This is a genomic window from Saccharothrix stipae, from assembly GCF_054781895.1.
Genome location: NZ_BAAGTN010000007.1, coordinates 402057 through 425353, shown reverse-complemented (window position 1 = coordinate 425353; position 23297 = coordinate 402057). Strand labels below are relative to the sequence as shown.

At 72.0% G+C, this 23297-nt stretch carries 19 protein-coding genes and 1 pseudogene; 6 read left to right on the top strand and 14 right to left on the bottom strand.

The annotated features are described in order from the left end of the window. The 7 genes and pseudogenes from ACYVLT_RS14690 to ACYVLT_RS14660 all read right to left on the bottom strand — a co-directional run bounded on the left by ACYVLT_RS14690 (position 1) and on the right by ACYVLT_RS14660 (position 8086). Entirely contained in the window at positions 1–1917 is a 1917-nt protein-coding gene (locus ACYVLT_RS14690; RefSeq protein ID WP_461120725.1) for an acetyl/propionyl/methylcrotonyl-CoA carboxylase subunit alpha, read from the bottom strand. A gap of 7 nt (positions 1918–1924) precedes the next feature. Beyond that, positions 1925–3520: an acyl-CoA carboxylase subunit beta gene (locus ACYVLT_RS14685; protein WP_461120724.1), complete on the bottom strand. Its 1596-nt coding sequence runs from the start codon at positions 3518–3520 to the stop codon at positions 1925–1927. Next, the gene (locus ACYVLT_RS14680; protein WP_461120723.1) at positions 3517–4671 is read right to left on the bottom strand and encodes an acyl-CoA dehydrogenase family protein; all 1155 of its coding nucleotides are present in this window, start codon (positions 4669–4671) and stop codon (positions 3517–3519) included. The genes ACYVLT_RS14685 and ACYVLT_RS14680 overlap by 4 nt, the downstream gene beginning before the upstream one ends. Further along, a pseudogene (locus tag ACYVLT_RS14675) lies at positions 4668–6181 on the bottom strand (acyclic terpene utilization AtuA family protein). The gene ACYVLT_RS14680 and the pseudogene ACYVLT_RS14675 overlap by 4 nt, the downstream one beginning before the upstream one ends. Before the next feature lie 56 nt (positions 6182–6237). Beyond that, on the bottom strand, positions 6238–6987 hold the full coding sequence (locus ACYVLT_RS14670; RefSeq protein ID WP_461120722.1) for a TIGR03084 family metal-binding protein: 750 nt from the start codon (positions 6985–6987) through the stop codon (positions 6238–6240). Then, positions 6984–7613 carry a TetR/AcrR family transcriptional regulator gene (locus ACYVLT_RS14665; protein WP_461120721.1) on the bottom strand — a complete coding sequence of 210 codons (630 nt, stop codon included), beginning with the start codon at positions 7611–7613 and terminating at the stop codon, positions 6984–6986. Before ACYVLT_RS14665 ends, ACYVLT_RS14670 begins: the two co-directional genes overlap by 4 nt. Before the next feature lie 71 nt (positions 7614–7684). Next, complete coding sequence (locus tag ACYVLT_RS14660) at positions 7685–8086, bottom strand: nuclear transport factor 2 family protein (protein ID WP_461120720.1); 402 nt, start codon at positions 8084–8086, stop codon at positions 7685–7687. A gap of 84 nt (positions 8087–8170) precedes the next feature. Here ACYVLT_RS14660 and ACYVLT_RS14655 point away from each other — a divergent pair, with 84 nt between their 5' ends. Then, positions 8171–9577 (top strand): FAD-dependent oxidoreductase, encoded by a 1407-nt coding sequence (locus ACYVLT_RS14655; protein ID WP_461120719.1) that lies wholly within the window; start codon positions 8171–8173, stop codon positions 9575–9577. A gap of 4 nt (positions 9578–9581) precedes the next feature. On the opposite strand, the gene ACYVLT_RS14650 is transcribed toward ACYVLT_RS14655, so the two are convergent. Then, the gene (locus ACYVLT_RS14650) at positions 9582–11486 is read right to left on the bottom strand and encodes an intein-containing Rv2578c family radical SAM protein (protein WP_461120718.1); all 1905 of its coding nucleotides are present in this window, start codon (positions 11484–11486) and stop codon (positions 9582–9584) included. A 46-nt stretch (positions 11487–11532) separates the two neighbouring features. Here ACYVLT_RS14650 and pnuC point away from each other — a divergent pair, with 46 nt between their 5' ends. After that, on the top strand, positions 11533–12174 hold the full coding sequence (gene pnuC / locus ACYVLT_RS14645) for a nicotinamide riboside transporter PnuC (protein ID WP_461120717.1): 642 nt from the start codon (positions 11533–11535) through the stop codon (positions 12172–12174). Next, positions 12171–13256, top strand: coding sequence for an AAA family ATPase (locus tag ACYVLT_RS14640; protein WP_461120716.1), 1086 nt, complete (start codon positions 12171–12173; stop codon positions 13254–13256). The genes pnuC and ACYVLT_RS14640 overlap by 4 nt, the downstream gene beginning before the upstream one ends. Here the strand turns inward: ACYVLT_RS14640 and ACYVLT_RS14635 are convergent. Continuing rightward, a complete protein-coding gene (locus ACYVLT_RS14635; RefSeq protein WP_461121122.1) occupies positions 13235–13861 on the bottom strand; it encodes a nitroreductase family protein in 627 nt (208 codons plus the stop codon). The two genes, ACYVLT_RS14640 and ACYVLT_RS14635, sit on opposite strands and share 22 nt — an antisense overlap. A gap of 136 nt (positions 13862–13997) precedes the next feature. Here ACYVLT_RS14635 and ACYVLT_RS14630 point away from each other — a divergent pair, with 136 nt between their 5' ends. Continuing rightward, positions 13998–15425, top strand: a complete 1428-nt coding sequence (locus ACYVLT_RS14630) for a YibE/F family protein (protein WP_461120715.1) — start codon at positions 13998–14000, stop codon at positions 15423–15425. Here ACYVLT_RS14630 and ACYVLT_RS14625 read toward each other — a convergent pair. Continuing rightward, a complete protein-coding gene (locus ACYVLT_RS14625; RefSeq protein WP_053717467.1) occupies positions 15352–15714 on the bottom strand; it encodes a DUF1304 domain-containing protein in 363 nt (120 codons plus the stop codon). The genes ACYVLT_RS14630 and ACYVLT_RS14625 overlap by 74 nt on opposite strands. An 80-nt stretch (positions 15715–15794) precedes the next feature. Here ACYVLT_RS14625 and ACYVLT_RS14620 point away from each other — a divergent pair, with 80 nt between their 5' ends. Beyond that, positions 15795–16658 (top strand): spermidine synthase, encoded by an 864-nt coding sequence (locus ACYVLT_RS14620; RefSeq protein ID WP_461120714.1) that lies wholly within the window; start codon positions 15795–15797, stop codon positions 16656–16658. A 427-nt stretch (positions 16659–17085) separates the two neighbouring features. On the opposite strand, the gene ACYVLT_RS14615 is transcribed toward ACYVLT_RS14620, so the two are convergent. The 3 genes from ACYVLT_RS14615 to ACYVLT_RS14605 are packed head-to-tail and all read right to left on the bottom strand — an operon-like array spanning position 17086 to position 19686. Continuing rightward, positions 17086–17715 (bottom strand): hypothetical protein, encoded by a 630-nt coding sequence (locus ACYVLT_RS14615; protein WP_461120713.1) that lies wholly within the window; start codon positions 17713–17715, stop codon positions 17086–17088. Continuing rightward, positions 17712–18977 carry a histidine--tRNA ligase gene (hisS, locus tag ACYVLT_RS14610; RefSeq protein WP_461120712.1) on the bottom strand — a complete coding sequence of 422 codons (1266 nt, stop codon included), beginning with the start codon at positions 18975–18977 and terminating at the stop codon, positions 17712–17714. Before hisS ends, ACYVLT_RS14615 begins: the two co-directional genes overlap by 4 nt. Before the next feature lie 4 nt (positions 18978–18981). Beyond that, positions 18982–19686, bottom strand: a complete 705-nt coding sequence (locus tag ACYVLT_RS14605) for an MBL fold metallo-hydrolase (RefSeq protein ID WP_461120711.1) — start codon at positions 19684–19686, stop codon at positions 18982–18984. A gap of 145 nt (positions 19687–19831) precedes the next feature. On the opposite strand from ACYVLT_RS14605, the gene ACYVLT_RS14600 reads away from it, so the two are divergent. Continuing rightward, the gene (locus ACYVLT_RS14600; protein WP_461120710.1) at positions 19832–20695 is read left to right on the top strand and encodes a peptidylprolyl isomerase; all 864 of its coding nucleotides are present in this window, start codon (positions 19832–19834) and stop codon (positions 20693–20695) included. A 291-nt stretch (positions 20696–20986) separates the two neighbouring features. Here the strand turns inward: ACYVLT_RS14600 and ACYVLT_RS14595 are convergent, their stop codons facing one another. Further along, positions 20987–23287, bottom strand: coding sequence for a RelA/SpoT family protein (locus tag ACYVLT_RS14595; RefSeq protein WP_461120709.1), 2301 nt, complete (start codon positions 23285–23287; stop codon positions 20987–20989). Positions 23288–23297: the final 10 nt, after the last annotated feature.

Sequence of the window (23297 nt, the reverse complement as noted above, 5' to 3'; positions counted from 1 at the left end):
TCACGACCCGTCCTCCACTACTACCGCGAGCACGTCGCCCGCATCGACCTGCCGACCTGCTTCCACGAGCACTTCCGCGACCTCGCCGCCGGTGGCGGCCAGCACCCGGTGCTCCATCTTCATCGCCTCCAGCACCAGCAGCTCCGCGCCGGCCGCCACGCGTTGCCCCGGCTCGACCGCGACCCGGACCACCGTGCCGGGCATCGGCGCGACGGTGGCGCCCTCGGCGACCTTGGCCCCCGGCTCGGGGAACCGGGGCCGCAGCCTCAACGACACCGCGCCCGACCCCACCGGGCCACCCTCCACCGGGCCCGACTCGACCGGACCGACCTCCACCCGGTCCCCGTACACGGCGACCGGGTACGTCGTGCGCACCCCGTCCCGCTCGAAGGTCACCTCGTGCGGCGAGGCCTTGACGACCGTCAGGCCCAGGCTCGTCCGCACGCCCGCGCGGGTGTGCAGGTAGTCGACCTCGACCGTGTCGTCGCCGTGCTCGAAGGCGACGCGCCGGGGCTGGGACGGCAGGTTGCGCCAGCCCAGCGGCAGGGAGGTGCGCCGCCGTTCGGCCAGCGCGAGGGCGGCGGCGAGCGCCGCGGGCCGCACGTCGACCGGTTCCGGGGTGGTGAGGTCGTACCGGTCCAGGAAGGCGGTGTGGGTGTTGCCCGCGACGAACTCCGGGTGCCGCAGGGTGCGCACCAGCAGGTCGCGGTTGGTGACCAGGCCGTGCACCTCGGCGCGGGCGAGGGCGGCGGCCAGCCTGCGGATCGCCGCGGGCCGGGTCGGCGCCCACGCGATCACCTTGGCCAGCATCGGGTCGTAGTGCACGCCCACCACGCTGCCGTCCTCCACACCGCTGTCCACCCGCACGCCGTCCGGCACGGCGAACCGGTGCAGGGTGCCGCTCGCGGGCCGCCAGTCGTGCGCCGGGTCCTCGGCGTACAGTCGGGCCTCGACGGCGTGGCCGTTCGGCGCGGGCGGTTCGGCCGGGAGCCGGGCGCCCTCGGCGATGGCGAGCTGCCAGGCGACCAGGTCGAGGCCGAACACCTCCTCGGTCACCGGGTGCTCCACCTGGAGCCGGGTGTTGACCTCCAGGAAGTGGAACGAACCGTCGTCGGTGTACAGGAACTCCACCGTGCCCGCGCCGACGTACCCGATGGCCTCGGCGGCCTTGGTGGCGGCGTCGAACAGGCGCTCACGGGCCTGCGGCGTGACGGCCGGGCTCGGCGTCTCCTCGATGATCTTCTGGTGCCGGCGCTGGATGGAGCACTCCCGCTCGCCCAGCGCCCACACCGTGCCGTGGGCATCGGCGAGGACCTGGACCTCGACGTGGCGGACGTGCTCCAGCAGCGGCTCGCAGAACACCGTGCCGTCGCCGAACGCCGACTCGGCCTCGCGGCGCGCGGCGGCGACCTGACCGGCCAGCTCGGCGGCCGACCGCACTACCCGCATCCCGCGACCGCCGCCCCCGGCGGATGCCTTGACCAGCACCGGGAACGCGGTGGCCGAGTCCGGGTCGAGCTCCGGCAGCACGGGCACGCCCGCCGCGGCCATCCTCTTCTTCGCCGCGACCTTCGAGCCCATCGCGTCGATGACCTCGGGGTCCGGGCCGACCCACGTCAAGCCGGCGGCCAGCACGGCACGCGCGAAGGAGGCGTTCTCGGACAGGAACCCGTACCCGGGGTGCACGGCGTCCGCGCCGGCCGCGAGCGCGGCGGCGACCAGCGCGTCGCCACGCAGGTAGGTCTCACCGGGGGTGGCGCCGGGCAGCCGCACGGCGACGTCGGCCTCCCGCACGTGCGGCGAGTCCTCGTCGGGGTCGGAGAACACGGCGACCGGCGACACGCCGACCTCGCGGCACGTCCGGATCACCCGCCGCGCGATCTCGCCGCGGTTGGCGATCAACAGCTTGCGGATCATGGCGTCCTCACATCCGGAAGACGCCGTAGCCCTCGGCGCCCTTGATCGGTCCACTGTGGATCGCCGACAGGCACAGGCCGAGCACCGTGCGGGTGTCGCGCGGGTCGATCACACCGTCGTCGTAGAGCCGGCCGGACAGGAAGGCGGCCGTCGACTGCTGCTCGATCTGCTCCTCCACCACCTGCCGCATGGCCGCGTCCTGCTCGTCGTCGTAGTGCTGCCCCTTCGCGGCGGCGGCCTGCCGGGCCACGATCGACAGCACGCCCGCGAGCTGCTTGGGCCCCATCACGGCCGACTTGGCGTTGGGCCAGGTGAACAGGAACCGCGGGTCGTAGGCCCGCCCGCACATGCCGTAGTTGCCCGCGCCGTAGGACGCGCCCATGACCACGGTCAGGTGCGGCACCCGGCTGTTGGACACCGCGTTGATCATCATCGCGCCGTGCTTGATGATGCCGCCCTGCTCGTACCGCGCGCCGACCATGTACCCGGTGGTGTTCTGCAGGAACAGCAGCGGCGTGTCGCTCGCGTTCGCCAGCTGGATGAACTGGGTCGCCTTCTGCGCTTCCTCGCTGAACAGCACGCCGCGCGCGTTGGCCAGCACACCGACCGGGTAGCCGTGCAGGTCGGCCCACCCCGTCACCAGGCTGGTGCCGTAGTCGGGCTTGAACTCGTCGAACCGCGACCCGTCCACGATCCGGGCGATCACCTCGCGCGGGTCGAACGGCACCCGCAGGTCCGTCGGCACCAGCCCGAGCAGGTCTTCCCCGTCGTGCAACGGCGGCTCGACGGCCTTCGGCGCGGGGCCGAGCTTGCGCCGGTTGAGCCGGGCGACCACGCGCCGGGTGAGCCGGATCGCGTCCACCTCGTCCGCCGCCACGAAATCGGCCAGCCCGGACGTGGCGCCGTGCATCCGCGCGCCGCCGAGCGACTCGTCGTCGGACTCCTCGCCGGTGGCCATCTTCACCAGCGGCGGCCCGCCGAGGAACACCTTCGACCGCTCCTCGATCATCACCACGTAGTCCGACATCCCCGGCACGTACGCCCCGCCGGCGGTGGCGTTGCCGAAGACCGTGCTGATCGTCGGCACACCCGCCGCCGACAGCCGGGTCAGGTCGCGGAACGCCTGCCCGCCGGGGATGAAGATCTCGCTCTGGCTCGGCAGGTCCGCGCCGCCGGACTCGACCAGCCCGATGAGCGGCAGCCGGTTCCGCAACGCGATGTCGTCGGCCCGCAACGTCTTGCGCAACGTCCACGGGTTGCTCGCGCCGCCGCGCACGGTCGGGTCGTTGGCCACGATCACGCACTCGACGCCCTCGACCACCCCGATGCCGGTGACCACGCTCGCGCCCACCGGGTAGTCGGTGCCCCAGGCGGCCAGCGGCGACAGCTCCAGGAACGGGCTGTCCGGGTCGACCAGCAGCTCGATCCGCTCACGCGCGAGCAGCTTGCCGCGCCGGTGGTGCCGCTCGGTGTACTTCGGGCCGCCGCCGGCGAGCGCCTTGGCCTGCTCGGCGTCCAGCTCGGCGAGCCGGGCCAGCATCGCCTCCCGGTTCGCGGCGTACCCGGGCGACCGGCCGTCCACCGCCGTGCGCAACGCAGTCATGCCGTGTACCCCAATCGCCGTGCCGCCAGCTCCGTCATCACCTCGGTCGCGCCGCCCCCGATGCCGAGGATGCGCGCGTCCCGGTAGTGTCGCTCGACCTCTGTATCGCGGAGATAACCCGCACCACCGTGTAGTTGGACCGCCGCGTCCACGACGAAGGAACACGCCTCCACCGCCGCGTTCTTCGCGAAGCACACCTGCGCCACCACTTCCTCACCCCGCAACACCTTCACCGCCACCTCACGGGTGTAGGTGCGCACGAGGTCGATGCGTTGCGCCATCTCCACCAACCGGTGGCTGACCACCTGGCGCGCGATGAGCGGCTTGCCGAACGTCTCCCGCTGCCGCGTGTGCGCCAGCGTCAGGTCGAGGCAGCGCTGGGCGGTCGCGTAGGCCTGCACGGCCAACGAGATCCGCTCCACCTGGAACTGGCGCATGATCAGCGCGAACCCGGCGTTCTCCGCGCCGACCAGGTTCGCCACCGGCACCCGTGCGTCCACGAAGGACAGTTCGGCGGTGTCCGAGCAGTGCCAGCCCATCTTCTCCAGCCTGCGGTCCACCCCGAACCCGGGCGTGCCCTTCTCGACCACCAGCAGGCTCACGCCCGGGTAGCCGGGACCGCCCGTCCGCACGGCCGTGGTGACGAAATCCGCGCGATCACCCGAGGTGATGAACGTCTTGGTCCCGTTCACCACGTAGCAGTCACCGTCACGGCGGGCCGTGGTGCGCAGGGCCGCCACGTCCGAACCACCACCCGGTTCGGTGATCGCGAGCGACCCGATCAGCTCGCCCGCCACGGTGGGCCGGACGAACCGGTCGATCAGCCCTCGATCACCGGAGTCCACGATGTGCGGCAACGCGATGCCGTGCGTGAGCAGCCCGGCGACCAGCCCCGACGAGCCGCCGGCCTGGATCAGCTCCTCGGTCGCCACCACGGTGTCCAGCAGGTCGCCCGCGCCGCCGACGTCCTCGGGGAAGCCCAGGCCGAGCAACCCGATCGCCGCCGCCTTGCGGTGCAGCTCGCGGGGCAGCTCGCCGTCGCGTTCCCAGTCGGGCAGGTGCGGCACGACCTCCCGCTCGGTGAACCTGCGCACGGTGGCGCGGAGGTCGCGGCGCTCGGGCGTCTCGAACAGCTCGGACGTGGGTGTCACAGCAACGCCTCCGGGATGTCGACGTGCCGGGAGCGCAGCCACTCCCCCAACGCCTTGGCCTGCGGGTCGAAGCGGGTGGACGAGGCGACGCCGTCGCCGAGCAGGCCGTGCAGCACGAAGTTCAGCGCCCTGAGGTTCGGCAGCTCGTACCGGTCCACCTCGCCCGCCTCGGGCAACAGCTCCTTCACGCGCTCGACCGTGAGCTCCGCGCGCAACCACTCGTACTGCGCGTCGGTGCGCACCCACACGCCGAGGTTGGCGTCACCGCCCTTGTCACCGGACCGCGCACCCGCGATCGTGCCCAACGGGACCCGGCGCACCGGCGCGCTCATACGTCGACCACCTTCCCGCCGGGCAGCACGGCCCGGTGCCGCACCGACGCCCGCGGCACGTACGCGGCCCGGTAGACGCCGAACGGCGTGCCGTCGCCGGGCGGCGCGGTGACGTGGAAGCCCGGGTAGGACGCCAGCGCCAGCTCGACGCCCGCGCGCGCGAACGCCTTGGCCCGCTTCGGGTCCGCCGTCTTGACGGTGACGTGCAACAACGCGCTCGCCGTCTCCTCGGTGTCCGCGTCGGCGCGGTCGGTGCGGGCCAGCGTCCACGTGAGGCCGTCCGCGCCGACGGCCCGTTCGAGCTGGTGGCGGACCAGGTTCGCCTTCGCCGCGACGTCCAGCCCGGTGAGCACGAACGTGGTGGAGTTGCGGAACCCGCCCAGGGTGTTGAGGCAGACCTTGAGCGTGTCCGGCGGCGGCGAGCCGCGCACGCCGGAGATCCGCACACCGCGGTCGTGCGGGTCGAGCCGGATGGTGTCGAAGTGGCTGACCACGTCCGGGCCGGGGTAGGCGGGCGGGCCGATCTCGTAGAGCAGCTGCGCGGTGACGGTGTCGACGGTGACCGCGCCGCCCGTGCCGTCGTGCTTGGTGATGACCGACGAGCCGTCCGCCTCGACCTCCGCGATGGGGAAGCCGGGCCTGGTCGCGTCGATCGAGGTGAAGAACGAGTAGTTGCCGCCGGTGGCCTGCGCGCCGCACTCCAGCACGTGGCCGGCGACCGTGGCGCCCGCCAGCGCGTCCCAGTCCCGCCTGCCCCAGCCGAAGTGCGCGGCGGCCGGTCCGACGACCAGCGACGCGTCGGTGACGCGGCCGGTGACCACGACGTCCGCCCCGGCGTTCAGGCACTCGGCGATGCCCCAGGCGCCCAGGTAGGCGTTGGCGGTCAACGCCTCCGGGAACCGGTCGCGCACGTCGTCGCCGGTCACGTGGGCGACCTTCGCGCCGAGCCCGAGCCGGTCGATCGCCTCGGCCAGGCCCTCCGGGTTCAGCCCGCCCGCGTTGGAGACGATCTTGACGCCGCGGGCGAGCGCGTCGGCCAGGTTCTCCTCCAGCTGGCGCAGGAACGTGCGGGCGTAGCCGAGGCTCGCGTCCTTCGCCCGGTCCCGGCCCAGGATGAGCATGGTCAGCTCGGCCAGGTAGTCGCCGGTGAGGACGTCGAGGTCACCGCCGGTCAGCATCTCGCGGACGGCGGAGAACCGGTCGCCGTAGAAGCCGGAGGCGTTGCCGATGCGGATCACGGCCGCCCCTTGTCGCGGCCCCTGCCGGGGGCGCCGGCGAACGCCTGCGCGACGGGCAGCCAGGCGTTGGCCGCGTCGCCGACGGCGGTCACGGCCAGGTCGTCGCGGTGCCGCCGCTGGGTGGCCAGCAGGCAGAAGTCCAACGCGGGTCCGGTGATCCGGTCCGCCGCGTCCGGCGGGCCCCACACCCACTGCTCGCCGTTCGGCCCGACCAGCTCGACCCGGACCGGCACCTGCGGCGCGGGCTGCCCGTGGACCAGGAACGACCAGCCGAACGTGCGGACCGCGATGTGCGCGACGTGCTTGAGCCGGTGCGTGGGCGCGCGGGTCACGCCGAGCGCGTCGGCGACGTCCTGACCGTGCGCCCACGTCTCCATCAGCCGCGCGGTGGCCATGGACGTCGGGCTCATCGGCGGCCCGAACCACGGCACCTTCACGCCCGGCGGCACCGCCACGAGTGCCTCGGCCAGCTCGGCCCGACCCGCCCGCCACCGCGCCAACGTGATCGGCTCCCGCGCGCCCTCGTCGACCATGTCCGGCCTGGCCTGCTTCAGGGCCTCGGTGAACGCGGCGGGGTCGCGCGCGGCGAGCACGGCCGCGCGGTCGGTCCAGCACAGGTGGCTGATCTGGTTGGCGATCGTCCAGCCCTCGGCGGGCGTCGGGACGGTCCAGTCGGACAGCGGCGCGACCAGGTCGTCCAGCACCTGGCTCTCCGCGCGCAGGTCGTCCAGGAGTTCGGTGATCACCGTGCCCGCCTTCCGAGGGACTCCTCCAGCAGGTGCGCCCAGTGCCGGATGACCCGACGCCGCCGCTTGCCGTCGTCGGTGAGCTGGTTGGCCAGCGCGAGGCCGCGCACCAGGTCCAGGGTGAGCTGCACGCTCTCGCGGACGCCCGGCTTGCTCTCGTCGGCGTCGAGCAGCTCGACGGCGAGGCGGTGCGTCTCCCGGCCCAGGCGGACCTCCAGCGGCACCACCACGGTCTTGAGCTCGGGGTCGGTGCGTGCGGCGACCCACAGTTCGAGCGCGGCGGTGAACAGGTCGCTGGCGTAGAAGTCGGCGATCAGCTCGACCACCGCGGCGATCCGATCTTCCGGTGAGCCGGCGTCGACCTGCCGAGCGCGCTCTTTCAGGTCGAGGACGCTCTCCGCGCCCAGGTGTTCGACCGCCGCCGCGACCAGCTCGCCGCGAGTGCGGAAGTGGTGCAGCTGAGCGCCGCGGGACACACCCGCGCGCTCGGCCACCACCGTTGTCGTCGTGCCCGACCAGCCCCGCTCGACCAGGCACTCGACGGTCGCCTCCATGAGCTTGCGCCTGGTCTCGCGACTGCGGTCGGCCTGGCGCCTGGTCTCCCGTTGGCCGGTGTCGGTGGACATGCCGCCGAGTGTTCCGCGCCGACCAACAAACAGTCAAGACTGATTGTTAATCAGCGCGGACCGCCACCCGGCTACCACCCGCCCTGGACCATCGTCTGGAACAGCCACCTGCCGTCGGTCTTGACCAGCAGGTCGCCGTACCGCACGACCTGCGAGAAGTCACCGGCGGTGATGGTCGCGTCGGTGATCACGAAGACCAGGTTCGCGTTGACGAAGACGGGCGTGCGCACCGACTCCATCCGCACGTCACCCTCACCCAGGGACGCCGCCATGTCGTCGAGGAACCGCGCCCGGTCCCACGACTGCGCCGACCCGTCGGTCACCGCGTTGACCGGGAACAACGCCATGTCGGCCATCGCCTCGACGTCCTTGGCCGTCGCCAAGGCGTCCCACTGCTCGAACCACGCGAGCACGCCCGCCACGTCGTCGTCGGTCGGCACGAACCCCGCTCCACTACCCGCCACGGCACTCATGTCGTACAGCGTACCGTACGCCGTACGACACCGAGGCGGAGCGCGTCCGAACAGCGGTTCTCCCCCGATCCGGAGCCTTGTTGGATGAGAGGCCGGGAGGTCGGTGTGGCGGTTTCGCGGCGTGACTTGATGCGGTGGGCGGGCGTGGCGGTGGCCGCCGGCGGGATGGCGGCGCAGACGCGGCCGGTGCGCTGGGCGCGGTTGCGCGCGCACCTGTCCGGTGACCTGCTGCTGCCCGGCGACGACGGCTACGACGCCGCGCGGCTGCCGTTCAACTCGCTGTTCGACCACCACCGGCCGGCCGCGATCGCCCGCTGCGTGCGCGCCGAGGACGTGCAGCGGTGCCTGGAGGAGGCCCGCCGGTCCGGCATCCGGGTGGCCGCGCGCGGCGGCGGGCACAGCTACGCCGCCTACTCCACCCCGCACGACGGCCTGGTGGTCGACCTGGGGCCGATGAACGGCGTCGAGGTGCGGCCGGACGGCACCGCCGTGATCGGCGCGGGCGCCCGCCTCGGTGACGTGTACGCGGCACTCGCCGCCGCCGGCCGGTGCCTGCCGCTGGGCAACTGCCCGTCCGTCGGCATCGCCGGCCTGACCATGGGCGGCGGCCTGGGCTGGGTGCAACGCACCTACGGCCTCACGTGCGACTGGTTGCGCGCCGCTCGCGTGGTCACCGTGGACAGCCGCGTCGTCACCGCGTCGGAGGACCGCGAACCCGACCTGTTCTGGGCGCTGCGCGGCGGTGGCGGCGGCAACTTCGGCGTGGTCACGTCGTTCGAGTTCGCCACCGCGCCCCGGCCGGAGGTGCTGACGGTGTTCCGGCTGCGGTTCCCGGCCGGGTCGGCGGCGGACGTGCTCGGCGCCTGGCAGCCCTGGAGCGCCTCGGCGCCCGAGCACCTGTCCAGCACCTGCGTGGTGTTGCCCGACGGTTCGACCGACCTCGTCGGCTGCTCGATCGGCCCGCAAGCCCCGCTGCTCGCCGAGTTGGCCCGCCTGGGCCTCGACGCCCCGCTGGAGCACGCCGAGGTCGACTACCCGACCGCGACGGCGATCATGACCGCCGGCCACCCGTCCCGCAACGCCTTCCGCGCGTCGTCACGCGTGTCCGACGGCCTGTGGGGCGACCCGGCGGCGGTGGCGGACACGGTGCGGGACAAGGGCAGCGCGCTGCTCATCGTCGGCGCGCTCGGCGGTGCGATCGACCGGCCGAGCCCGACCGGCACGGCCTACCCGCACCGCGGCGCGCCGACGTCCGTCGAGGTCTTCGGCACCGTCGGCGACCTGCCGCCCGAGCGGGTGACGCGCGAGGTGGACGACGCGCAGTCGGCGTTGGCGGGCCTGATCGGCACCGGCACCTACATCAACTACCTGGACCCCGAGCAGGAGGACTGGGCGGCCACGTCGTACCGGCACAACCTGCGCCGGCTGCGCGCCGTGGCCCGCCGCTACGACCCGGACCGCGTGCTGAGGTTCCCGCAGGCGGTGCGTTGACGGGTCAGAGCAGGGTCAACTGCTCCTGGACGACCGGCGCCGCCGGGACCGAGGCGGGCAGGCTGCCCTCCGGCCACAGGCCCTCGTCGTCGCCGGGCACGCCGACCGCGTCCGGCTTGCCGCGCGCGTCCAGGCCGTGCCGCCGCAACAGCGGTCGGATGCGCGCGTCGAGCCACCGGCGGTACCGCGCGTCCACATAGGACCCTCGTGCGTACAGCCTCCGGTAGTCGTCGACCAGGTCCGGCCGGGTCCGCACCAACCACCGGCCGAACCACTCCCGCGCGCCCGGTCTGAGGTGCAGCGGCAGGACCGTCACGCCCGTCGCCCCGGCCGACGCGATCGAGGCCAGCAGCGCGTCCAGCTGCTCCTCCGAGTCGGTCAGCTTCGGCAGCACCGGCGCGACGAACACCCCGCACGGCAACCCCGCGTCACGCACCCGGCGCACCAGCTCCAACCTCGCCCGCGGACTCGGCGTGCCCGGTTCCAGACCGGCCTGCAACTCCCGGTCCAGCAACGCCAGCGACACGCCGATGCCCACCGGCACCGACGACGCGGCCCGCGCCAGCAGCGGGACGTCCCGCGACAGCACGGTGCCCTTGGTGAGGATCGAGAACGGCGTGCCCGAGTCGGCCAGCGCCCCGATGATGCCGGGCATCAACGCGTACCGGCCCTCGGCCCGCTGGTACGGGTCGGTGTTGGTGCCCATCGCCACGTGCTCGCGCCGCCAGCGCTTGGACCGCAGCTGGGCCCGCAACACCTCCACCGCGTTGACCTTCACCACCACCTGGGTGTCGAAGTCGCGCCCGGCGTCCAGGTCGAGGTAGGTGTGCGTGTTGCGGGCGAAGCAGTTGTGGCTGACCAGACCGTTGGCCACGAAGTCGCCCGTGCCGGTGGTGATGTCGTACAACGTCCGCGTCACACCGAGCGACTCCACCGACACCACCGCCAGCCGGGACGTGACGGGCACCGCCATGCCCTCGATCGCGTTGCCGCGCGGTGTCGCCGGAGCCACCAGGTGCAGGAACCGCAGCCGCTCGGCCAGGCCGCCGACGATGCGCACCCCGCGCACCTCGACCACGTGCGACACGCGCAGCCGCGTCAACGCCAGCACCGCCGCCTCGAACACCGCGCTGTCCGAACTGGACATCACCAGCTCACCGCCGGTGGAGCTGCCGCGCGCGTCGAACAACCCGGCCAGGAACCCCTTCGACCACTCCTCCCCCGGCGTGGTCGGCCACTCGACCAGCTCGTCCTCCCGCGGCACCCGCCCGCCCGCGAACGCGCGCACCCGCGCCAGCACGTCGGGCAGGCTGGGCAGGCCGCCGCGCACCGCGCCCCACAGGTAGCCCGCGCGGTACTCCTCGACCTGCGCGGGCGGCGTGGCGAACCGGCCCGTGCCGACCAGCTGCGCGCCCTTGACCAGGAACGGCCGCTCCTCGAAGTCGTCGCACCGGCCGGGGGTGACGTGCTTCCAGCCCTCGTCGGTGAGGAACCGGTGGTCGCCGCCCGCCACGACCTGCGTGCCGTCGCTCAACGTCAGCCGGTAGGCGGGCTTGGAGGTCTTCCAGTGCGCCCGCACGCGGGTGACCACGAACCGGCCGTGGGCGGTGCCGAACACCTCCTCGCCCACCGACAGCTCGGCGATGGGCTTGGTGCGGCCGTCGGCCAGCAGCACGGGCGTGTCCCCGGTCAGGCAGTACGTGCAGCCGTGCGTGCAGCCGCGGTAGGGGTTGACGGTCCAGCCGAACGGGAGACCGCCGCCGGGCACCTTGTTCAGCACCGACTTGGCGTTCACCTCGTGGAACACGACGTCGGCGAAGTCGGGAGTTCGTACGCTGCGCAGCAGCCCCGGCAAACCCGGCAGGGCCTGCTGCCGGTCCGCCCCGTCCTTCTGCCCGTCCCATCGCATGTCCACATTCGAACACGTGTTCGAACCACGGTCAAACGGAGTACCTGTGTCAGTGCTGGACGTCATCCTCTGGCCCTTCAACACCACCGCGTTCACGTTCGCCGGCGTCGCCACGAGTTGGGGCGAGGTGATCGGTTTCGTCACCGGCGCGCTGTGCGTGTGGCTGGTGGCCCGGCAGAACCCGTGGACCTGGCCGATCGGCATCCTCAACAACCTCGCCTTCCTCGTCCTGTTCGCGACCAGCGGCCTGTACGCGGACTCGGGCCTCCAGGTCGTCTACGTGGCACTCGCGCTGTACGGCTGGTGGGCGTGGCTGCGTGGCGGCGCCGAGCACACCCCGCTGCCCGTCAGCCGCACCACCCGCGCGCAGTGGTGGTGGCTGCTCGCGGCCGGTGTGGCGGGCACCCTGCTGCTGGTGTGGGTGCTGACCACGTTCAGCAACTCGACCGTGCTTTGGGCGGATTCCGTGACCACCGTCCTCTCGCTGCTGGCCACGTGGGGCCAGACCCGCAAGAAGGTCGAGTGCTGGTGGCTGTGGATCGCCGCGGACGTGATCTACGTCCCGTTGTACGCCTACAAGGGCCTGTGGCTGACCGCGATCCTGTACATCGGGTTCATGGCTCTGTGCGTGCTCGGTCTGCGCAACTGGACCAAGGCGTTGCGCGAGGACGAGTTGGTAGCCGCGTGACCGACTTCGACCACGCGTTGGTGCTCGGCAAGTTCTACCCCCCGCACGCCGGTCACCACCACCTCATCCGCACCGCCGCCGCGCGCAGCAGGCGCACCACCGTGACCGTGCTGGCGTCCAGCGCGGAGTCCATCCCGGTCGCCGACCGGGTGTCGTGGCTGCGCGCCGAGCACGCCGGCACACCCGGGCTGGTCGTGCTCGGCGACGTGGACGACCACGAGATGGACTTCGACAGCGACGCCGTGTGGGAACTGCACATGGGCGTGGCCCGGGCGGTGCTCGCGCGACGGGCCATCCTGGACGGCGATCCGGCGTCGGCGGCGGTCGACGCGGTGTTCTCCAGCGAGCACTACGGCGACGAGATGGCCAAGCGGCTCGGTGCCCGGCACGTGCTGGTCGACCTGGACCGCGCCGCCTTCCCGGTGTCTGGCACGGCGGTCCGGGCCGATCCACGCGGCCGGTGGGCGGACCTCGCGCCCGCGACCCGCATCGGGCTGTGCGCGCGGATCGTGGTGCTCGGGGCGGAGAGCACCGGCACCACGACGTTGTCGCGTGCCCTCGCGCAGGCGCTGGACGCACCCTGGGTGCCCGAGTACGGCCGGGAGCACACCGAGCTGAAGCTGGCCGCCGCCCGCGCGTTCGACCCCGGCGCGACCGTCGACGATCTCGTGTGGACGGTCGGCGACTTCCAGGACGTGGCCCGCAGGCAACAGCAGCTGGCCGACGCCGCGGTCAAAGGCCCCGTCCTGGTGTGCGACAACGACTCGTGGGCGGCGACCGTGTGGGGCCACCGCTACCTCGGCGCGCCGCACCCGGACATCGCGCCGGACGCCCACCGCCCCGCCCTGTACCTGCTGACCGATCACGTCGGCGTGCCGTTCGAGCAGGACGGGTGGCGGGACGGCGAGCACCTGCGCGCGTGGATGACCGAGGCGTTCCAGGCGGGTCTGGCCACGCGGGGCGTGCCGTGGCGGCTGGTCACGGGATCGCCGGACCAACGGCTGCGACAGGCCTTGGCGGCCTGCGACGAGGCGGTGGCCGCGCACTTCCGGTTCGGGGCTCAGACCGTCACCAGCACCTGATCCAGTGACTTGCGGACCAGGTCGGGCACCACGCAGCGGTCGGCCGGGTAGCCGATCGGGATCACCGCGAACGCCTTCTCGTTGCGCGGGCGGCCCAGCACCTCGCCGAGGAACCTCATCGGCGACGGCGTGTGGGTCAGGGCGGCGAGCCCGGCCAGGTGCAGCGCGGTCAGCAGCATGCCGACCGCGATGCCCACCGACTCGTCCACGTAGTAGTGCTTGCGGCGGGTGCCGTCGGGCTCCACGTAGTACCGCTGCTGGAACACGACCAGCAGCTCGGGCGCGTCGGTCAGGTGCGGCTTGACGTCGTCGGTGCCGAGCGGGCGCAGGGCGGCCAGCCACTCGTCGCCCAACCGGCCCGCGTACGAGACCCGTTCCTCCTGCTCGGCGGCCTCCCGGATGCGGCGGCGCACCGCGGGGTCCTGCACGAGCACGAACGTCCAGGGCTGCTGGTGGGCGCCACTGGGCGCGGTGGACGCGACCGCGATGGCGTCGAGCACCACCTGTTCGGGCACGGGCTCGCCGGAGAACATGCGCACCGTGCGGCGCTCCTGCATGCGGGCGCGCAGCTCGGCGGCCGTGCGCAGGGATTCGTCGACCGGCATCCGGGCCGGTCGGTAGGGCACGGGCGCGAAGTCCCGGCCGTGGATGGGTGTCCAGTTCGTGGTCACGCGGCGAGCCTGGCACCGCCCGGTGCCGGCGTTAAGGGGTCACCCCGAACTTCGCACCGAACCGTCCGACATGCGGACGTTCGGGGTGGGCGGGCAGTATGTGCGCGTGCGCGCCAAGGACCTGATCGCCGCCCATGGACACGGCCACGGGCACGGCCCCGCCGAACCCTCGTCCACACCGGTTCGGCGGCTGCTGCTGGTCCTGCTGCTGCCGTTCGTGCTGGCGACCGTGGTCGGCACGCTGCTGCTGTACCCGTTCGGGCACGAGCAGCGCACCGGCGCCGAGGCGGGGTTGGCGCAGGTGCCCGTGCGCGGCGACGTCACGGCCGTGGCCCGGGGCGGGTGCGGTCCGGAGTCGGCCGAGCCCGGCGCCACGGGGTGCGTGCTGGTGACCGTGCGGATGAGCGACGGCGCGGCGGCCGGTCGGGACATCCAGGTCCCCGTGCCGGACCAGCCGGGCACGCCGACGTTCACCGTGGGCGACGCCGTCGTGCTGTCCTACGGCGGGGGCGACCCGAACGACAGCACGTCCTACCAGCTGGCCGACTTCCAGCGCGGCGTGCCGCTGCTGCTGCTCGCGGTGCTGTTCGCGGCGGCCGTGCTGCTGTTGGGCCGTTGGCAGGGGTTGGCGGCGCTGGGTGCGCTGGCGTTGAGCTTCGTGGTGCTGGCGCTGTTCGTGCTGCCCGCGATCCTGGCCGGGGAGAACCCGCTGGTCGTGGCCGTGGTCGGGGCGGGGCTGATCATGTTCGTCGTGCTGTACGTGACGCACGGGCTGTCCGCGCGGACGTCCACGGCGGTGCTGGGCACGTTGGTGAGCCTGGCGCTGATCGGGCTGCTCGGCGCGGTGTTCTCCGCGTTCGGCAAGCTGACCGGACTGGACCAGGACACGGCGAACCTGGTGTCGCTGCTCGGGCACGGCATCGACACCAGGGGGCTGCTCCTGGCAGGCACGCTCATCGGCGCGCTCGGCGTGCTCGACGACGTGACCGTGACGCAGACCAGCGCGGTGTGGGAACTGCGCCGGGCCAATCCCGCGCTGGGGTTCCGCGAGCTGTACGCGGCGGGGTCGCGGATCGGCCGCGACCACCTGTCGTCCGTGGTGAACACGCTGGTCATGGCCTACGCGGGCGCCGCGCTGCCGTTGCTGCTGGCGTTCTCCCTGTCCGGGCGAACCCTGGGCGAGATCCTCACCGCGCAGGAGGTGGCTCAGGAGGTCGTGCGGACCCTGGTGGGCAGCATCGGCCTGGTCGCCGCCGTGCCGATCACCACCGCGCTGGCGGCCTTCGTCGCCGGCCGCGAGCCCGTTCCCACGCCTCTTGAGCCCTCACCCGAGCCGGCCACCGGTGACCCGCGGCGGCGCACCCGCGTCACCGGCGACCTGCGCACCGGCTACGACCCCACCAAGGGTCCGTGGCGCCGCCCGGCTACCGCGCCAGCAGGACCAGCAACAACGCGATCGCGGCGGGCACGGACTGCACGACCAGGATCCGACGACTGACCGTCGCCGCGCCGTACAGGCCGGCCACGATCACGCAGATCAGGAAGAACACGGCGAACGCGAACCCCGTCGTGCCACGTGCGATCAGGGCGAAGATCAGACCGGCGGCCAGGAAGCCGTTGTAGAGGCCCTGGTTGGCGGCCAGCACCTTCGACTCGGCGGCGAACTCCGGCGTGGTGCCGAACGTTGCGCGGCCGCGCGGCGTGTTCCAGAGGAACATCTCCAGCACGACGATGTAGAGGTGGATGGCCGCGACGAGCGCGGTGAGTACGTCTGCGGCGAGCTGCACGGATGGGTACCGTACCGGCACACTGCGGACCCCGCTCGTGCCGTTGCGGTGCGGGCGAGCGCTACCGGGATAATCGTCGGGTGGGACGGATCCGGAGAGCCGACGAGACCATCAGCCGTGAGGTCGACTCGGGCATCGCGGAACTTACCCCCGACCCGGACGTGTCGCGGGCGTGGACGCTGCGCCTGAACGGCACGCCGCAGTCGCACGTCGACCTGGACGACCCGACCCACCTGGAGTTCGAGTACCTGCGCAGGCTGGGTCACGTGGCCGACCTGGTCGCACCGGGCAGTGAGCCGATCCGGGCGCTGCACCTGGGCGGCGGCGCGTTCACCCTGCCGCGCTACATCGCCACCACGCGCCCGCGTTCCAGCCAGCAGGTGGTGGAGATCGACGCGGCGTTGATCGACCTGGTGCGCGGTGTCCTGCCACTGGACCGGAACTGGCGGCTGCGGATCCGCAACGGTGACGCGCGGGCCGTCCTGGCGAAGGCACCGGAAGATTCGTTCGACCTGGTCGTGACCGACGTGTTCGCCGGTGCCCGGACGCCCGCGCACCTGACGTCGGTCGAGTTCGTGGCGCTGGCGTCCCGCACCCTGCGCCCCGGCGGGGTCTACGCGGCCAACATCGGCGACGGCGGCAAGCTGTCGTTCGCCAAGGCCCAAGCCGCCACCGTCCGCGCCGTGTTCCCGCACGTCTGCGTACTGGCCGAGCCCGGGGTCTTCCGAGGCAGGCGCTTCGGCAACTTCGTACTCGTCGGCTCCCACGTCGAACTACCCGTGGCCACCTTGACCAGACTGACCGCCGGCGACCCCTTCCCCGGCCGCGTCGAACACGACGACTCCCTGACCCGCTTCATCGGCGGCACCCCTCCCACCACGGACGCCACCGCCACCCAGTCACCCCCACCACCAAAGGGCACGTGGGGCCTCCCGGACGACTGACCACCCGCCACTTCACCCGCTTCCCCAAAAACAAGGGTTTCGTGTCATCCCGCCGACCTGGCGCAGCCCTACCGCACGTGTCAAGGGGGCGCTTCCGGCCCTACCGCACTTGAGGCTGGTACGGCCCCCTTGACACGTGTGGTTGCCCTTGTGGAGGTCGGCGGGATGACACGGAACCCGACCCACGACGCAGCCGCACCGACGGTGCCATCCCCGTCATCCTGCTGATCTGCCCGTCCGGCGAGGACGCTCTTAATCTTTTGATCTTGCCCTGAACGTTGAACTCACGGGCCCTGAACGTAGGACTCTCACAACGCGAACGTAGGACTCACGCGTTCTGAACGTAGGACTCACGCGTTCCGAACGTAGGACACGCGCGTTCCGAACGTAGGACACGCGCGTTCTGGAGGTAGGACACGCGCGGTGGTCAGGATTGGTCGAGGGTGGAGACGAAGCGGGAGATGGCTTCCGGGGTCAGTTTCTGGGCCAGGCGGCCCACCGGTGCCATCGAGCCGAGCTGGTAGAGCGGACGGTCCGCGGCCGCCAGGCCGCGAGCCTCCGCACGCAGCTGCGCGACCAACAGCTCGGAGAACACCAACCCGGGCGCATCACCCCGACCCGCCAGCACATCGGCCAGCTTGCGCAACGGCAGCACCCCCTGCTCCCGACCACCGGTACCCGCGTAGATCGCCAACGCCAGGTTGATCGCCTTGCCGCCCCCGCGCACGAACAGCCCCACCGTCCGCGTGCCGCGCATGTCCGTCACCAGCAGGTCCAACTGGTCGGCAGCCCGCAGGTCCACCGAACGCGTGCCGAAGGCGCGCACGGACAGCACGTGGCCCTCCAGCCACACCCGCCGCCGCGCCTCCGACCACGCCAACAGCAACAACGGCACGGCGAACACCGCCGCCGTCACCAGACCCGCCGTCCGCCCCGCGAGCAGCCCCAGCAACCCGCCGAACGCGGCGGCGACGATCAACGCGCCGATGGCGACCGTCCGGGCGCGCTTGCGCACGGCCTTCGGGTCAAGCAGGTCAAGGGCAATCCGCTCGCTCACCGGCCCAACGCCTCCAGCACCGAGATCACCACGTCCGCCAGCGGCACCTCGCGCTGGTCGCCCGACGCCAACTCCTTCAGCTGCACCACACCGGCCTCGATGTCGCGCTCGCCCAGCACGATCGCGAACCGCGCACCCGACCGGTCGGCGCCCTTCATCGCACCCTTCAAACCCCTACCACCATAGGACAGGTCGAACCGCACACCGGCCGCCCGCAGCGGCGCGGACAACGCGACCAGCCTCGACTTCGCCGCCTCGCCCAACGGCACGCCGTACACGTCGCACCGCGTCACGTCACCCGGCGACACGCCCTCGACCTGGCACGCCAGCAACGCCCGGTCCACGCCGAGGCCGAACCCGACGCCGGACAACGGCTGCCCGCCCAGCTGCTCCATCAACCCGTCGTAACGCCCGCCGCCGCCGATGCCGGACTGCGCGCCCAGCCCGTCGTGCACGAACTCGAACGTCGTCTTCGTGTAGTAGTCCAGGCCGCGAACCATCCGCGGGTTCTCCACGAACTTCACGCCCAGCTCGTTCAGGTAACCCTTGACCTGCTCGTAGTGCGCCAGCGACTCGGCCGACAGGTTGTCCACCATCAGCGGCGCGTCGGCGACCAGCTCGCGCACCTCGGGCCGCTTGTCGTCCAGCACCCGCAACGGGTTGAGCTCAGCCCGCCGTCGCGTCTCCTCGTCCAGCGGCAGCTCCGCCAGGAACGCCTGGAGCTTCTCCCGGTACTGCGGGCGGCACGTGTGGTCGCCCAACGACGTCAGCTCCAACCGGAAGCCGGTCAGGCCGAGCGCGCGGAATCCGGCGTCGGCGACCGCGATGACCTCCGCGTCCAACGCGGGGTCGTCCACCCCGATCGCCTCGATGCCGACCTGGTGGAACTGCCGGTAGCGGCCCGCCTGGGGCTGCTCGGCGCGGAAGAACTGCCCGGCGTACGCGAGCTTCACCGGCAGTTGGCCGCGGTCCAGGCCGTGCTCGATGACCGCGCGCATCACGCCGGCCGTGCCCTCCGGCCGCAACGTGATGGACCGCCCACCGCGATCGGTGAACGAGTACATCTCCTTGCTGACCACGTCGGTCGACTCGCCGACGCCGCGCGCGAACAACGCGGTGTCCTCGAAGACCGGCAGCTCGATGTAGCCGTAGCCGGCGCGGCGCGCGGACTCCACGAGGGTGTCGCGCACCGCCACGAACGAAGACGAGGTGGGCGGGAAGTAGTCGGGTACGCCCTTGGGGGCGGTGAAAGGGGTCGTCACTGTTCTACAGTCCTCGGTGCGGTGCGGCCGGCACGTCGTCGGGTGAGCCCAGGTCCAGCAGGAACGGGTTGCTCACGCGCTCGCGGCCGATGGTCGTCGTCGGCCCGTGGCCGGGCAGCACCACCGTGTCGTCGGCCAACGTCAGCACCTTGGTGCGCAGCGACGTCAGCATCTCGCGGTGGTTGCCGCCCGGCAGGTCGGTGCGTCCGATGGAGCCGGCGAAGAGGGTGTCCCCGGCCAGCACGAGCCGACCGCCCTCCTCGGTGCCGGCGCGGAACATCACCGACCCGCCGGTATGGCCCGGTGTGTGGTCGACGGTCAGCCGGAGGCCGGCCAGGTCGAGCTCGGCGCCGTCGGCGAGTTCGCGCACCTCGCGCGGTTCCCGCAGTTCGAGGTCACCGCCGAAGAAGGCCCGCGACTCGGTGCTGATGCCCTTGAGCGGGTCGGACAGCAGCTCGCGGTCGGCCGGGTGGATCCACGCCGGGATGTCGTTGCCGTCGCAGACGGGCGCGACGGAGAAGGTGTGGTCGAAGTGCCCGTGCGTCAGCAGCACGGCGACCGGGGAGAGCCGGTGCTCGCGCAGCACCTCGGCGATCGGTTCGGCCGCGTCCTGGCCGGGGTCGACCACCACGCAGGGCTCGCCGGCGCCGGTGGCCAGCACGAAGCAGTTGGCCTGGAGGGCGCCGGACGGGAAGCCGATCACCAGCACGGGATCACCTCTCGACGGCAACGGATCGACAACGGATCGCTGTGGACCCCGGCAACCAGCCTATCCGGCATACACCAGCCATATACCTGCCCCCTAGACTGCTGACCGATCGTCGCCGTCGACGCAGAGATCAGGGAGGTTGCAGGTGCCGACCAACGTGCAGCGCCGCGAGCAGGCCAAGCGGAAGCTGGAACGCCAGCTCGTCCGCAGGGCGGAGCGCGCGAAGCGGCGCCGGGTGATCGCCGTGGTCGCGACCGCGGTCACCGTCGTCGTGGTCGCGGGCGGTGTGTACTTCCTCGCCACGACCGACTTCAGCAACACCGGGGACGACGCCGCAGCCGCCAGTTCGAGCGCGCCCGCCCCGATCGAGATCCCCACCGAGGTCAAGCCGCTGCCGACGCGGCCGACCCCGATCGCGGACCCGGCCGCGTGCGAATACCGGCCGTCGAAGGAGCCCGCGTCCAAGGAGGGCACGAAGGCCCCCGAGGGCAGCGCCCCGGCGACCGGCACCGCGACCGCCACCATCAAGTCCAACGTCGGCGAGCTGAAGCTGACCCTGGACCGCGCGCTGGCGCCGTGCGCGGTGAACAGCTTCGTCAGCCTGGTCAAGCAGGGCTACTACGACGGCAGCACGTGCCACCGCATCGGCACCGAAGGCCTGCAGATGCTCCAGTGCGGTGACCCGACCGGCACCGGCACCGGCGGCCCCGGCTACACGTTCGACAACGAGACCTGGCCCGAACTGACCTACGGTCGCGGCTACCTGGCGATGGCGAACGCCGGTGCGGACCAGGAGACCCAGAAGGGCACCAACGGCAGCCAGTTCTTCATCGTCTACGGCGAGGCCCAGCTGTCGCCCGACTACACGGTCTTCGGCAGCCTCGACGAGGCCGGGCTGAAGCTGATCGACGAGGTGGCGCGGGCAGGCCACGACGGCTCGTTCGACCCGTCGCCCGGTGGCGGCAAGCCGAACAAGGAAGTGAAGTTCGAGTCGGTCAGCGTCGCCTGACCCGATCGGACAACACGCAGGGGCCCGGCACTCGGGAGAGGAGTGCCGGGCCCCTGCGTCTTCCCCGTCGACCGACGAGGGCCGACATGTCGGATGGTCGCATCACGCGATGACGTTTCGCTGACGCGTACACGCCGGCAACGTGCTCGCACTTGTTGAAATTCGATAGATGCCAACCGGCAGTCGATACACAAGATAGCTGGTCGACGATCGTGCACGCCGTGCGTTCGGTGAGGGCCGCCCGGCAGAGCGGGCCCAAGCAGCACCGGTCAGCCGATCACAGCCGGCCGATCACGACGCCGAGGTCACCCGGTACACGTCGTACACGCCCTCCACGCTGCGAACGGCCTTCAGCACGTGACCCAGGTGCTTCGGGTCGCCCATCTCGAACGAGAACCGGCTCACCGCCACCCGGTCGCGCGACGTGGTCACCGACGCCGACAGGATGTTGACCTTCTCGTCGGCCAGCACCTTCGTGACGTCGGACAGCAACCGGTGCCGGTCGAGCGCCTCCACCTGGATCGCCACCAGGAACACCGATGACGACGACGGCGCCCACTCGACGTCCAGCAACCGCTCGGGCGTCCTGAGCAGCTCGTCCGCGTTGGTGCAGTCGGTCCGGTGCACCGACACCCCACCACCGCGGGTCACGAAGCCGAGGATGTCGTCGCCGGGCACGGGCGTGCAGCAGCGCGCCAGCTTGACCCACACGTCGGCCGCGTCCTTGACGACGACACCGGCGTCACCGGTGACCCGTCGCCGTGCCACGGTGGACGGCGTGGACCGCTCCGCCAGCTCCTCCTCGGCGTGCTCCACGCCGCCGAGCTGCGCGACCAACCGCTGCACCACGTGCCGGGCGGAGGTGTGCCCCTCCCCCACGGCCGCGTACAGCGCCGACACGTCCGGGTAGTGCAGTTCCTTCGACAGCGCGCCCATCGAGTCGGCGGAGACCAACCGCTGCAACGGCAGCCCGACGCGGCGGACCTCCTTGGTGATGGCGTCCTTGCCGACCTCGATGGCCTCTTCCTTGCGCTCCTTGGCGAACCACTGCTTGATCTTCGCCTTGGCGCGCGGCGAGGCCGCGAAGCTCAGCCAGTCGCGGGACGGGCCCGCGCCCTCGGCCTTGGACGTGAAGATCTCGATCACTTCGCCGTTCTCGAGCTTGCGCTCCAGCGCGACGAGCCGACCGTTCACCCTGGCGCCGATGCACCGGTGCCCCACCTCGGTGTGCACGGCGTAGGCGAAGTCCACCGGCGTGGAGCCCGTGGGCAGCGTGATCACCTCGCCCTTGGGGGTGAAGACGAAGATCTCCCGCGCGGCCAGGTCGAACCGGAGCGACTCCAGGAACTCCCCCGGGTCGGCGGCCTCCTTCTGCCAGTCCAGCAGCTGCCGCATCCAGGCCATCTCGTCGACGTCGACGCCCTTGCCGCTGTGCGTGCCGCGCGTCTCCTTGTACCGCCAGTGCGCCGCGATGCCGTACTCGGCGGTCCGGTGCATGTCGTAGGTGCGGATCTGCACTTCCAACGGCTTGCCGTCCGGTCCGATGACCGTCGTGTGCAACGACTGGTAGACGCCGAACCGGGGCTGGGCGATGTAGTCCTTGAACCGGCCGGGCATGGGCTGCCACAGCGCGTGCACCACGCCCATGGCGGCGTAGCAGTCGCGGACCTCGTCCACCTGGATGCGCACGCCGACCAGGTCGTGGATGTCGTCGAAGTCCCGGCCGCGCACGATCATCTTCTGGTGGATCGAGTAGTAGTGCTTGGGCCTGCCCTCGACCTTGGCCGTGATCTGGGCGCCCGACATCTGCTGGGACAGCTCCGTGATGACGCCGCCGAGGTAGGTGTCGCGGGACGGCGCGCGGTTGGCGACCAGGCGCACGATCTCGTCGTACTTCTTGGGCTGGAGGATCGCGAACGCCAGGTCCTCCAGCTCCCACTTCACCGTCGCCATGCCCAGCCGGTGCGCCAGCGGGGCCAGCACCTCCAGCGTCTCGCGGGCCTTGCGGGCCTGCTTCTCCGGCGGCAGGAACCGCATGGTGCGCATGTTGTGCAGCCGGTCGGCGAGCTTGATGACCAGCACCCGGGGGTCCTTGGCCATGGCGATGACCATCTTGCGGATGGTCTCGGCCTCCGCCGCCGCGCCCAGCTTGACCTTGTCGAGCTTGGTCACGCCGTCGACCAGGAGCGCGACCTCGTTGCCGAAGTCGACGCGCAGCTGGTCCAGCGAGTAGTCGGTGTCCTCCACCGTGTCGTGCAGCAGGGCGGCGACCAGCGTGGTCGTGTCCATGCCCAGCTCGGCGAGGATCGTCGCCACCGCGAGCGGGTGCGTGATGTACGGGTCGCCGGACTTGCGCCGCTGCGGCCGGTGCTTCTCCTCCGCCACGTCGTAGGCGTGCTGGAGCAGCGCCAGGTCCGCCTTGGGGTGCAGGTCGCGGTGGACGGCGGCCAGCGGTTCGAGCACCTGCTTGACCGGCGCGGCGCGCTGGGCGGTGATGCGGCGTGCCAGCCGTGCGCGCACGCGCCTCGTCGCGGACGGCGGCCGTGCGGGCACGGGCTGCGTCGTCTGCGCGGGTTCGGTGTCCTGGCTCAACCACGCTCCT